This window comes from Streptomyces sp. NPDC048751, from assembly GCF_043198595.1.
Lineage (GTDB): Bacteria > Actinomycetota > Actinomycetes > Streptomycetales > Streptomycetaceae > Streptomyces.
Genome location: NZ_JBICUX010000001.1, coordinates 519756 through 532402, shown reverse-complemented (window position 1 = coordinate 532402; position 12647 = coordinate 519756). Strand labels below are relative to the sequence as shown.

At 68.0% G+C, this 12647-nt stretch carries 11 protein-coding genes and 1 pseudogene; 9 read left to right on the top strand and 3 right to left on the bottom strand.

The window, feature by feature from the left end:
• Window positions 1-3: 3 nt before the first annotated feature.
• Entirely contained in the window at window positions 4-720 is a 717-nt protein-coding gene (locus ACGFNV_RS02375) for an ANTAR domain-containing protein (protein WP_393618708.1), read from the top strand.
• Here the strand turns inward: ACGFNV_RS02375 and ACGFNV_RS02370 are convergent.
• The 3 genes from ACGFNV_RS02370 to ACGFNV_RS02360 all read right to left on the bottom strand — a co-directional run bounded on the left by ACGFNV_RS02370 (window position 633) and on the right by ACGFNV_RS02360 (window position 2683).
• Window positions 633-1493, bottom strand: a complete 861-nt coding sequence (locus tag ACGFNV_RS02370; protein ID WP_393618706.1) for a sigma-70 family RNA polymerase sigma factor — start codon at window positions 1491-1493, stop codon at window positions 633-635. The two genes, ACGFNV_RS02375 and ACGFNV_RS02370, sit on opposite strands and share 88 nt — an antisense overlap.
• A gap of 180 nt (window positions 1494-1673) precedes the next feature.
• Window positions 1674-2030 (bottom strand): PRC-barrel domain-containing protein, encoded by a 357-nt coding sequence (locus ACGFNV_RS02365; protein WP_393618705.1) that lies wholly within the window; start codon window positions 2028-2030, stop codon window positions 1674-1676.
• A gap of 374 nt (window positions 2031-2404) precedes the next feature.
• Window positions 2405-2683, bottom strand: a complete 279-nt coding sequence (locus ACGFNV_RS02360; RefSeq protein WP_393618703.1) for a hypothetical protein — start codon at window positions 2681-2683, stop codon at window positions 2405-2407.
• A 745-nt stretch (window positions 2684-3428) separates the two neighbouring features.
• Between ACGFNV_RS02360 and ACGFNV_RS02355 the strand changes: the two are divergent.
• The 8 genes and pseudogenes from ACGFNV_RS02355 to ACGFNV_RS02320 all read left to right on the top strand — a co-directional run.
• A pseudogene (locus ACGFNV_RS02355) lies at window positions 3429-3659 on the top strand (PRC-barrel domain-containing protein); the annotation flags it as partial.
• A 1338-nt stretch (window positions 3660-4997) separates the two neighbouring features.
• On the top strand, window positions 4998-6503 hold the full coding sequence (locus tag ACGFNV_RS02350) for a transcriptional regulator (RefSeq protein ID WP_393618702.1): 1506 nt from the start codon (window positions 4998-5000) through the stop codon (window positions 6501-6503).
• Window positions 6500-7072 carry a helix-turn-helix domain-containing protein gene (locus ACGFNV_RS02345; RefSeq protein WP_393618701.1) on the top strand — a complete coding sequence of 191 codons (573 nt, stop codon included), beginning with the start codon at window positions 6500-6502 and terminating at the stop codon, window positions 7070-7072. Before ACGFNV_RS02350 ends, ACGFNV_RS02345 begins: the two co-directional genes overlap by 4 nt.
• Before the next feature lie 182 nt (window positions 7073-7254).
• Window positions 7255-7971: a ParA family protein gene (locus ACGFNV_RS02340; protein ID WP_393618699.1), complete on the top strand. Its 717-nt coding sequence runs from the start codon at window positions 7255-7257 to the stop codon at window positions 7969-7971.
• Window positions 7968-8834 carry a hypothetical protein gene (locus tag ACGFNV_RS02335; protein WP_393618698.1) on the top strand — a complete coding sequence of 289 codons (867 nt, stop codon included), beginning with the start codon at window positions 7968-7970 and terminating at the stop codon, window positions 8832-8834. Before ACGFNV_RS02340 ends, ACGFNV_RS02335 begins: the two co-directional genes overlap by 4 nt.
• A gap of 126 nt (window positions 8835-8960) precedes the next feature.
• Window positions 8961-9272: a hypothetical protein gene (locus tag ACGFNV_RS02330; RefSeq protein ID WP_393618696.1), complete on the top strand. Its 312-nt coding sequence runs from the start codon at window positions 8961-8963 to the stop codon at window positions 9270-9272.
• A gap of 93 nt (window positions 9273-9365) precedes the next feature.
• Complete coding sequence (locus ACGFNV_RS02325) at window positions 9366-10850, top strand: DUF4365 domain-containing protein (protein WP_393618694.1); 1485 nt, start codon at window positions 9366-9368, stop codon at window positions 10848-10850.
• A complete protein-coding gene (locus ACGFNV_RS02320) occupies window positions 10847-12298 on the top strand; it encodes a hypothetical protein (RefSeq protein ID WP_393618692.1) in 1452 nt (483 codons plus the stop codon). The genes ACGFNV_RS02325 and ACGFNV_RS02320 overlap by 4 nt, the downstream gene beginning before the upstream one ends.
• The last annotated feature ends 349 nt before the right edge of the window (window positions 12299-12647 follow it).

Sequence of the window (12647 nt, the reverse complement as noted above, 5' to 3'; positions counted from 1 at the left end):
ACGATGGATCAACAGCTTCTGGCCAAGACCTTCGTCGAGCTGGCCGACAACCTGGTCGCCGACTTCGACCTCATCGATTTCCTGCGCCTGCTGACCGACCGCTGCGTCGGCATGCTCGACGTAAGCGCCGCCGGGGTACTGCTCGCCGACCGGGACGGCAGACTCCGCGTCATGGCCGCCTCCGACGAACAGGTGCGCCTGCTGGAGCTCTTCCAGCTGCAGAACGACGAGGGCCCCTGCCTCGAGTGCTTCCGCACCGGCGTACCGGTGATCGTCCCCGACCTCGGTACGGTGACCGCCTGCTGGCCGCGCTTCGCGGCGGCGGCCCAACGCAGCGGGTTCGGGGCAGTCCAGGCCCTGCCGATGCGGTTGCGGGACGAGATCGTCGGCGCCCTGAACCTGTTCCGCACCACCCCCGGCCCCTTCGACCCGGCCGCCACACCTGTCGCGCAGGCCCTGGCCGACGTCGCCACCATCAGCCTGCTGCAACAACGCACCGCGCAGCGCAGCACAGTGCTCAACGAACAACTGCAGACGGCGCTGAACAGCCGGGTACTGATCGAACAGGCCAAGGGGAAACTCGCCGAACGCCGGGGCATCGACATGGAGCAGGCGTTCACCGCACTGCGCGGTTACGCCCGCTCCCACAACCGACGCCTGGCCGATGTGGCCCGCGCCCTCATCGACGGCTCCGAACCCCTCACCGGTCTGGGGTTCTGACCCACGCCCTTGCCGGGGCCCGCTCCAGCGCCGCCCGTGCCCCCGAGCGTCGTCACACTGCCCTCGCGGTTCTGCGTCATCTCGCAGAAGAACCGCATGTAGAGGATCTGCCGTTCGCGTTCTGGCAGGGCCCTCAGCAGCGGGCGGAGCGCTTCACGGTTGACGATCATGTCGAAGCCTGGCTCCGTGCCACCGAGCGTGCCGGTCAGTGGGTGACTGCGCTCGGAGCGGCCGACTACGGCGTCCAAGGACAGGGAGGTGAAGCTCTGCAGCACCTCCTGGCCCAGCCGCACCTCCGCCTCGGTGAGGCCGGTGTGCGCGGCGATGTCGTGGACGGAGGGTTCGCGGCCGTAGAGCGAAGCGCACTCACGGCCGGCGGAGCGGACCTGGGTACTCAGCTCCTGTACGCGTCGCGGTACGTGCACACCCCAGAGGTGGTCACGGAAGTGCCGTTTCACTTCGCCCAGGATCGTCGGTACGGCAAAGCTCGGGAAGGCATTGCCAAGGCTCGGGTCGAAACGAGTCACCGCCTTGATCAGGCCGAGTTGGGCAACCTGCTCGAGGTCTTCGAAGGACTCGCCGCGATGACGGAAGCGCCGGGCGAGCCGTACGGCCATCGGCGCCCAGGCGCACACCACCTCCTGCCGCAGCGCGGTCCTCTCCGGGCCGTCCGGCAGGGCCGCGATACGGCGGAACGCGGCATCGGTGTCCGGGGCGTCGTCGTGGAGGTATGCGCTTCGTGGCCTCTGGGTGCGTGCATACGGCGTGGGCACGTCTCTCCTCATCGGTGGCGTCGCTCACCGTGGGAGCCGTCGGACCGCAGCGCACTGGGGAGCAGCGACAGCCGCTCCCACGGGCGTGCCTCCGGTCTGAAGCACATCGGACGAATTCCCGGGCAGCCCGCTTTCAAACAGGGCGTCAGGAACGGACGAAGAACCGCACGACACGTTTCGTCAGCGGCGCGCCAGTTGCCGTTCGCCGGCCGCACCAGGCTTGTAGGGCAGTCCGTAGTGCTTGAAAACCGCTTCCTCCTGCTCGGCGGGCAGCACGTCGTCGGTGCCGATCGAGGGGGCCTGCTTCACCAGCGTTCTGACATAGCCCACCCTGAGATAGCCCGGCCCGACGATCGCGTCCTCGAGAGGGACGAAGACCAGACGGTGCCGGGTGGGCAGTCCGGTCCGTACCGTGGCCATGGCCGGCTCATCGGTGGTGGTGTCCACATAGACCGCCTCCAGGACACCGATCTTGCGGGACTCGGTGTCGACGACATCGCGGTTGCGCCATTCTCGGACGTCGGCTGCGTGAATCATGACCTCTCCCTACTTGGACAACCCGCCTCGCCGCGTACGCTGCATCCGCTGCGGGAGCGGCTTGCCCTCCCCGGCGGCGACCAGGTCCGCGGACACCTCCGGAAGTTCGGCGTCGCACTGCCCAGCATGTCGTGGGCCGGGTCGATGACCGCACGGCCTGCCGGCGCCTGCCGCAGCTGGTCGTTCTCTGCGCGCAGTGCGGCGACATCCCGTCCCACAGGTGGGTTCCCCCACGTGGCCTCGGCCCGCAGATCCCACCACTCCTCTTGGATCACGCTTGTGCGCTGCACGGCATACACCTCTCAACGATCAGAACGCGTCCGACCGGACTGAAGCCATCCCCGGAACCTCAGGGTCCCGGGCCACTCCACGGATCACTTGCGGTGTTCGCGGTCCCGACGGTCCTCGCGCCGCCAGCGCGCCCGGTACTGACGGCTGTAGCGGCGGTCCCAGCGGTCCTGACGATCCCGGTGCGCCTGGTAGTCCCGATAGTTCCCGAGATCGGAACCGTCGCCACGGATCCAGCCTCCCCCGCGTTCGCGGCCGTGTCGGGTGGCGCCGAAGACCAACGCGGCCGCAGCCACCCACCAGATGGGGCTGATGAAGCCGAGGCCGAACAAGACCACGATGAGGATGAGGAGCAGCACGAACACGGTGGGCCTCCCCGGGAGCGGGACACAGCATCGATACCGGGGACTGGGGCCTCACTCCACAGCGTAGCCCTGCCGAACGGTTGCGGATACCGTGCGACGTCAGCGCGTCCTCTGCGGCATGAATGACTGCTTGACACCTGTCAGGGAAGGCGGCGAGGGCTGGCGTGCGACATGCCGCCCCTGCCCCCGGCAGCGTCGCACCGCCGGCACACTCCCCAGAGGGCGCACCCTGCGCATCGGTGCCGGAACCCGCCACGTCACGAGCGTGGCCGTTCCCGTACGCGCCCATCGTCCCGCGATTCCGGGTCGCACCCCGATGCGCCCCGGACAGGCACCGATCTGCTGCCCGCCGTGTCGCACGCATCCCACACCAGGCGGTACACCTGTACGCGCCGATCCTTCCCGTCTCGCCCCAGAGCGCCTCAATCGGCACGGCTCCCTGACGGAACAGCCGCTGTCGCCCGCGGTCCGAGAGCGCTACGTGACGCAATGGGCCTTCATCCAGGAGCAGTTCGTCGCATCACCGCAGCAGGCCGTCGCCGACGCAGACGCACTGCTGGCGCGCATGGCAAGAGGCCGCGGCTTCCCCGACGGCGAGCAGTTCGAGGACCAGACCGCCGCCCTCTCCGTCCGCCACGCCCACTACGTCCCTGGAAGAACAGAGGGCTACCCGGGCTCAGCGGGCGGCGACAGCCCGCAAGGGGCGGCTCGCACCGGCCCTGATCAACGGCTCAGGAGGCAGACCATGATCCATGCAGCCGACATCCGCGAGTGGCGCAACCGCAGCGTCGTCGACCCCAAGGGCCACAAGATCGGCGTACTCGAAGCGGTCTACGTCGACACCACCACCGACGAACCGGCCATGGCCACGGTCCGCACCGGACTCCCCACCCGCCACCACCTGGCCTTCGTACCCCTCGACGAGGCGATCCTCGGGCCCGGCTACGTCAAGGTCTCCTACACCAAGACACTGGTGGCTACTCGCGACGGCAAGGAGACCCGCTGCTCGCCCTCCCCCCCCACGGGCTAGCGGACAGGGCCCTGAGGCTGCCGCAGCCCGTCTAAGGATGTGCTCCCAGTACGACCTACACCCGATCCGGCTCCGTGCTATCCGCAACCGGTAGACATGCGTCAGGACCGGCCTGCGATCTCTCACTGCGGTGACCGAGAAGGGGTGCTGCCAGCTCGCTCAGAGCCGGATTAGCAGCACACCTCCGTACCTGACAACCAATCAGAACATGCGTCAAACGTGCGTCGAGATATCGCCCGTAACGCCCACAGCGCACATAACGCACACCACCCGAACCTGCAGGTCAGGCGCTCTTTGCCGCAGGCTCAAAGATCGCGACACACTCAACATGGTGCGTCATCGAAAACGCGTCAAGGAAGCACCGCGCATCAGATTGCCCTTCTCGCAACCTGCCTCCTTGACCTGCACTTACCCAGCCGGGAACACAGAAGTTGGCAGATTCGACCCGAATTCGACCCGGCATCGCTTCACCCCACGTTTGATCGGGCTTGAACTGGGGCAACGCAAAAATCTGCCGGTGTACCACCCAAGAACCGGCAAGAAATTTTCACAATCGGCACTAAGACGGGCACTAGCGGGCAATTGCGGCAGCGTCGCGAACGGATGTATTCGATCCAGTCGCCTGCGGCCACCTCGGGCGCAATCCCATCGCCAGCGCCGTCTCAGCACCCGTTCCAATGATCAACAACAGGCAGAAAAGAGCTCTGACCAGCCAATTCGCAGAAGTCCTTCCGCCTGACAGAAGCCGCCTTGCGCCGTGGACGCAGCCCTCAGGACCCTGATCCCAACCACGGCACGCGGGGCGACGGCGCCCCGCCGACAGGGACGGGAACCCCCATGCCTCACATGACCGCCTTCGCCAGGAACCAGTGGTACAGCTAGCGCACCTTTCTGACCTGCGCTTGTGTGGGGGCGATGAGGCTGTGACCTGCTAGGACGGGTTGCAGAGGCGAGCGGAGGCAGTCAGAGGAAAACGCTCTGATTCGACCCCGGTTCGACCCGGGTCGCTCGGAGGCAGTCAGAGGCAGCGGCCTCTGTAACTGGCCTTTGAGGGACCCGAGTTGGCCGGTGCGGATCACGGGTGGGCGGCTCTGGCGGTGCTCTGTTTCGATCTCGGTCGAGCTGTGATGGGGATGCCTGCCTCCGCTCGGGGCCGGGCTTACGAGGGCTTCCAGGACGGCCATCCTGGGGACCTTGCCGGCGCCGATGGAGGTCGGTTCCGGATGCCACCCGTGGTTTTAGCGGGCCTGGGTGGCGTCCACGTCTTTGCGAGACGACCCCACCGTGACAGACAGCACCCATCACGCCCTCTCTCAACGAAACTCCACCGAATTCCGCGGCATTGTCGGCCGCGCCCAACTGTCGTCGGCCGCAACCGATCTCATTCTGCTCGGCGACCTCACCGGCCGCTACGCCACCGGCAGTTACAGCCGACTCTCCTCCGACGGGCGGAACGTGATCCCGCGCGGGGACCGCCAGGGCGCGGCCGAGCACGGCCACCGGATCACCGCGGCCATCGCCTGCCACGTCGCCCGCGCCGGCGGCAGCATCGACCAGCTGACGCAACTTCTGCTGCACCCCGAGCACGAAGGCGGACGGCACACTCGCGGCATCGCACTGCGCTCCGGGCAGACACGCGCCCTGGACTACATCCGCCGGGTCTGGAAAAGCGCTTCCAAGACGATCAGCACCACCATCGCGCTGAGCTCCCGGCACGACGCGTACGAGGTCCTCGCTTCACTGCGCGACCGGATCGAGACGACACCGTGGCGTGGTGAGCGGGGACGGACCGCGCTGCGGGTGCTGCGGGCGCACCTGAACTTCGCCGAGATCGCGGGTGGCCCGCTGCACCACGCCAGTGAGCGGCAGACCGCGGAGGAAGCCGGAGTCTCCCGCACGACGCTGCGGGTCGTCTACGAGGCGATCCTGAAGCCGGGAGGGTGGTTGCGGCGTCTGCGGGTGGGTCATGGCCGGGAGGGCTCGACCTGGTACCTGGGCGACGGCAACATCGCGGGTCACGGTGACCCGGCTCTGTTGTCTCGTTTCCGGTCCACTCAGTTCCCCCCCGACCCGGCACTTGGGGAGTGGACCACCTCTGAGACGGCCACGACGGCCGACATCGACTCCACCGTCCTCGGCCGACTCATGGGCCACGACGCCTTCGCCCACCACGGCCTCGGCAGCGCCGCCCTCGTGATCATCAGTGCCCTGCATGTGCACCCCCACCAGACGGTCATGGAGCTCGTCGGCACTTCCTCGGTCTCCCGCGCCACCACCTACCGGACCCTGAAACGCCTCGCCGACCACGGCCTCGTCCAGCACACCGGGGAGACCTGGACCCTCGCACCGCGTGCGCTGGAGGGCTTCGGCATCCGCCTCCCGGACGCCGACAACGGCCACACCGCAGCGCCGGCACAGGGCTGGGACAGGGTCGCCGAGCTACACGGCACCTGGGGCGTCGCGGCGCGGCGCAAGGCCCTGCACGCGGCCGAGCGGGCGGCCTACCAGGAGGCACTGGACCGGCTTGCGGAGCACCGCAGCAGGGCTCTCGTGATCGTCCGCGACGGCCGTCAGGTCCTGGTACCCGTGCCGCGCCCCGACGAGATCCCACCGCCGTTGCACGCCCCGGGCGGGCGGGTCCTCGACCCGGCCACAGGCCGTCCGGCCGCCGACTGGCGGGTCGCCACCGACGGCCGCCTGATCCTCATCACCCCTGCAGACCAGCGCAGTTACGACGAGCTGGCCGCTGCCCATGCCGAAGCCCTTATCGAATGGGAGTCCGCAGCATGACCTCACACGCCCAGATCACGCCTCCCGAGAGCGAACCGCCAAGCCCGCAGGCCTTGCGCGCGCGATACGAGTCCGGTGCCACAGTTGACGAACTCGTAGCCGATAGCGGGCTGTCGTATGGCACGGTTCTCAACCGGCTGCACGACGCCGGGACCGTGATGCGCACCTCCTGGCAGACCCGTCGGATGCGGCAAAACCCACAAGCCCGCCGGCGCCTCGCGGCCCACCTGCGCACCCTGTACGAGCAGCACGGCGCGACCCTCACTGAACTCGCCACAGCGGCGGGAGAGACGAGGCGGAGTGCGCGGCGCCTGCTGATCGAGGCCGGCGGCACCGTACGCACCACCCAGCAGACCCTGCGGGTGCGCGCGGCAGCCCGAGCCGCCGAACGGCACAAGCTCGCGCTGTCCCTGCGGGCCCGGTACGAGGCCGGAGCCACGGTGCCGGAACTCGCCACGGAGCACAGCTACTCCATCGCCACCGTCTACCGGCTCCTGCACCAGGCAGGCACCCTCATGCGGCCCCAACACCGCCACGGCCCCACTCGCCGTGAAAGGGAACGGCCATGAGCACACCCGACGGAGCTCTCCATCGCTCCGCCCACCGCATTCCCCAGCTGCGCCGCCTCTCCGAAGGCCATCCCGGCTGCAGCCACGGCGCGCGGGCACCTCCCCTGTCCGCACGCCGACGTGCCTACCGAACAGCTCCGCACGAGACAACACCCCTTCCCGATTCAGGAGATCAAGCACACGTGAACGAGAACACCCGTCACAAGACCCTGGCCGCAGCCACAGAACACGTCTGGGACGCGTTCGTGATCGTCGTCGGCATGCTCAAGGGCGGCACCGGCAAGACCACCTCGGCCTGGTTCATCGCCCTCTACTACGCCGTCGTCCTCGGCCTGCCCACGTTGCTGCTGGACGCCGACGCGACCAGCCAGTCCGCCTACGACTGGTTCAAGGTCGCCCAGGCCGCCGGCTTCGAGGTCCCGGCCAACCTGGTTGTCGAGCGGTACCCGTTCGACGACATCGCCGAGTACATCCGGGTCAAGCGCGCCGAGTTCGGCGCGATCGTGGTAGACGCCGGCGGCGGCAGCGCCCGCATCTTCCACGAGGCCGTTACCGAGGCGAACCTGCTGCTCGTACCGGTCGCCCCCACCAAGATCGAGCGCCGCAAGCTCGTGGCCACCTTCGACGAGGCCGAGCGCGCCGCCGCCCGCAACGAGCACGGCGTCACCGCCCACGTCGTGATGGTCAAGGCCGACGACCGCACCAGCCTGCCCGGCCGGGCAAAGGACCAGCTCCTCGACCCCGACCAGGGCGAGGGCATCGGCCCCGACCGCGACGAGGCGTTCCCGCTCGCCGAGACCACCATCCATTCCTGGGTGCACTACATGGAGGCCTTCGGCGAGATCCCGACCGAGCTGAGCGAGTACGCCGAGCTGATGAAGGAGCTGACCGCGGCATGACCGAACGCATGAAGCCCCCGGCCCGCCGCACGGGCGGTCGTACCTTGGGCGGAGCCAGGAAGACGACCCCTCCGCCTCCTCCCCCAGCCGCCGAGCTCACCCCCGAGCAATACGCCGCCGAACAAGCCACACCCCAGGACCCAGGCCGCCCCACCGCCGAACCGCCGAAAGGTGAGCCCGCTCCTTCCACCGTCCCCGACGAGACCTCGGAGCAGGGCCGAATCACAGCAGCGGCCGAAGCGACGCAGACGTCCACCCAGCCGACCGTCGAGGTGGTACCGAGCGGCCCGGTGCCGGGGCCGGTCACCAGTCAGCCGGTGCGCCCCGCCTTCGTCGCCCCCGAAACGGGGATGGAAACCGCTGGCGAACGGGCAGAGCGACAAGTGCAGCATGAGCCCCCGGCGGCCGAACCTGCAGCCCCTGCGGTGCGGCCCGCGCAGCCGAGTGAGCCCGCCGCGCGACACGGCCTGTCCCCCATCACGTCCGCGGCTCCTGATGTGGCCCCGACCGCCGAGGTGGCGGTTCGTCCGGCAGCTTCTGCGGTCGCAGGGGGTACCGCGTTCCCGGTGAGGACCGATGGTCCGGGATCACACCAGGAGCAGTACGGGCGACCCGAGGCAGCACCCAGCGAGGGAACACCGTGGGCTCACGGCCCCGGCCGCCCCAAGGACATCCCCGAAACGGCTGTGATCCTCAACCAGCGCATCATCACGCGCGAGAGCCTCGACTCGTCAGTCCCCGCGGCGCTGAAGCTGAAAAAGCGGATCAAGCGCTTCGCGCTGGACAACGAACTCGACCACCTGCCCATCGGCGACATCGTCTCGGTCGCCCTCGACGAATGGCTCACTGCCCGCGGCTTCTGACGCGGCGTACATCTCGCAGGGTGTCCGCGAACGCTTCTCTCGTTCGCGGACACCCGTCCCACCGACTATTCCACTAGTCGACTAGGCGGCTAGCTAGTCGACTAGTGGGCCGGACTGGAGCAGCCCATGCCCGATCTCTCGCACCACGCCCGTCATCTGCGTGAACTGGCTGACGCTCTCGACGCGCAATCCGACCTGAACGACGACCCGTTGGCGCCTCATCCAGACACACTGGAGGTCATCAGTGGCCGCCATACCAGTCGTGGGCAGATCAACTACGCCGTTCCCGACGCCCTCCAACTCCAGCGGCGCATTCGCCGCTACCACGCGGACCACGGCGTCCAGCACGGCGACATCGTCGCCATAGCCCTCGACGCATTCCTGCGCGCCAAGGGCTATCCTCCCGACCTCACCTCGCTCAAGGCCGAACAACAGTGATCACGCCCCCGGCCCTCGATGCGCTGCGCTTTTGGCGAGGTAAGTGAAGTCCTCGAAATGTCCAGGTGCCCAGCCTCCGAGTCTTCCTCCCGCATGCGTGCCCCGGTCGTTGTCGGTGGTCCCTCCTATCCTGAGTGGACCTGGACCAGGTATGAAGGACGGAGGATCACTCCATGGGGTGTGACAACAACGCTCGGCCTCGGCCTCCCAGATCCGGCCGGGCTACGGCGGGCACTGCGGTGTCCTTCCCGGAGCACTGATCGGATGCCGCAGCGCAGCGTCCAGCAGCGGGCTGGGTTCCGGGGCGAGGCATTCGTCGACAAGGCCGTCTCCGACGCCGGCCATGTGTGGAACGACACCAAGCGTGATTTCACCATTGACGGTCAGATCGAGTTCGTGGACGCCGATCGGGAAGTCACCGGTGTCGCTGTCCTGGCCCAGGTGAAGGGCACAGAAGTCGGGTTTCGGGGCGAGACCGCGGCCGAATTCAAGTTCACGTGCAAGGCCGACCACATCGCCTACTGGCTTCGGCTGGGCCGTCCGGTCGTGCTCATCTGCGTGGACCTGCGTGTCCAGCAGGCGTGGTGGAAGCGCGTCGACACCTGGTTCGCCGACCCTGAACGCAAGGCACGGCGCGTCGTTCAGTTCGACAAGGCCGCAGACCGCTTCGACCTCGACGCCTTCAGCCAACTGTCAGCCATGCGCGTGCCCGCCGGAGAGCCGCTGCCACGGCTTGAGGGAAGCGAACAGCTGGTCTCGAACCTCCTCACGATTGACGGCTTCGCACCACTGATCTACGAGGCGTCCACGCCGTGTCGTGACCGCGGTGATGCCTGGGAGCGGATGCGTTCGAACGGCAACCAATTCGAGAGCGGCTTCGTCCTGGCCGCCGGACGGATCTACTCGCTGTGCCGACTGGACGAGGGCCCGCTCGCCGTGCTGTGCGACGGGCCGGTCACCTCCATCCCGACGCAGAACTGGGCGACCACCGAGGACCCCGACCTGCAACGGCGCTTCGTTTCCCTGTTGAACTTCACCCTGCGCTCCGCGCACCATCCCGAGCTGGTGTGGCATCCCACGAAGAAGATCGTCTACATGCAGGCCCCGCCGGACCGGTCCAGTCGGAAGATCAAAGGCCGTTACCGAGGCAGCCGCGGGCGCGCCTTCTTCACCCCGTACTTCGGCAAGGACGACACAACCAAGATCAGCTTCTGCCGTCACTACGCTGCCAGCCTGTACTTCCGGTGCTGGAGCGAACAGTGGTACCTGGAGATCAACCCCACCTACCACTTCACCATCGACGGTCGACGCGACTCCCTGTACGACGCCGAATATGTCCAGAAGATCAAGCGGCTGGAACGCAACAACGCCGTCTACCAGCTCGTACGCGCCTGGGCCGACTATCTGCAGGGCGACGACACCCTGTTCAGAAGCCGTGATGAGCGCATCCGATTCGGCCAGCTCCTGCAGCTCGACTGCGACGCCGCCATCGACGAGAGCGTCTGGATTCCGCAGGAACCAGCGCCGAAGTCGAGCGTGAACGGCCTGGCCGAGGGACTGTGGGAGCTGCCGCAGTGAAAGCACCAGTACTGCACGAGCCGGAACTGGAGTTCCGCGCCGGAAACCGCCACATCGACCCCCGCTACGGCATGAGCGTGTTCGGCCCCGCCGACGCCGACTCCCCCACCAGACCACACCGGATCCCCATCGCCCTGGTCGGCCCCTCCCATGCGGTCGACGGCATCCGAAACTGGCTCCAGCGCTGCCAGAACCACATCGACGCCAAGGACACCAAACCCGGCCAGGAGAACCTGCACCAACCGTTCCCCGGCTTCAGCACCGACTCCCCGTTCGGCGCCGAGCTCGTCTTCGACGACACCCTCGTCCGTGAAATCCCCGAACGCCAACTTCGTCGCCTGGCCCGCACCGACACAGCCTCCGCCACCAAGGACGCGGTCGAGATGTACGCCGACGCGGCCCGGTCGCTGGCGGAGACCGGACGCTGCCGCGTCGTGATCTGCGCCCGCCCTGAAGAACTCCAGGACCACGAAGAACACCCACCGTCGGAGGAGTCCACGACCGAACGCGAAGAGGAACTGCGCGAGCGAGAGACCGGAGGCGACTTCCACGACCTGCTCAAGGCCACCGCGCTCACGCTGCCGACACCCCTCCAGCTGATGCGCAAGGAAACCTGGACTGGGATCCCCAGCAGGACCAAGGGGCAAACCGTCCGCCCCCTGCAGGACGTGGCCACCAGGGCCTGGAACCTGCACACCGCGCTCTACTACAAGGCCGGCGGAACCCCCTGGCGCATGCAGCGCCACAGCTCCGACCTGGCCACCTGCTACGTCGGCGTCAGCTTCTACCGCAGCGCGAACGGAAACGAGCTGCACACCGCCGTCGCCCAGGTGTTCAACGAACGCGGCGACGGCGTCGTCGTCCGCGGCAGCACCGCACAGATCTCCAAGACCGACCGCCAGCCCCACCTGACGCTGCCCGACGCTCGGCAACTCCTGCTGGACGCACTGACCGAGTACCGCACCACCCACGGCCACCAGCCCGCACGCATCGTCGTACACAAGACCTCGAACTTCACCACAGGCGAGACCGACGGCTTCCACGAAACCGCCGACCTGCGCGACATCGACCATGTCGACCTGCTGTGGATCCAGCGGCGCGGCGCCCCACACCTGTACCGCACCGGGCAACTCCCACCGCTGCGCGGCACCAGCGTCCAACTGGACGCCCGCTCCATGCTCCTGTACACCCGCGGCTCGGTGCCGTACTTCCGGACCTACCCCGGCCTGTACGTCCCCCAGCCCCTGCTGATCCGGCCCGCAACACACGGCACAGATCTACTGACCGCCAGCACCGACATCCTCGCCCTGACCAAGATGAACTGGAACAACGCCCAGCTCGACGAACGCGACCCCCTCACCCTACGCACCGCCTACCGAGTCGGATCCATCCTCAAACACGTCCCGGCCGAGGCCCGCATCGCCACCCGCTACGCGTACTACATGTAGGCAAGGGCGCCCTCGACAGCCCGGGCGTGCTCAACGGCGCTTTCGCGGCGCGGCATGATCGGCTCGTTCGCGGGCGCCCGGAACAGCACACTGCCTGCGCCGCTCGGGCAGTCGGCCGCCGACCAGATGACGTGCAGCCGGGCTTCAGTCTGTGAGGGGGGTCGGAACCGGGCCGGCTCCCACGCTCGTCGCCCCTTCCGGGGCGGGGTGAACATGTACAGATCAAGAAAAGTCATGACTCCGACAGTGGGTGTGAGGACCCCGGCCAGCATGCTCAACAGCGTCGACACCCCGAGCCGTTGGGGCCGAGCAGACCGACCGTCTCACCGGGGCGCAGGACTGGTCCGGC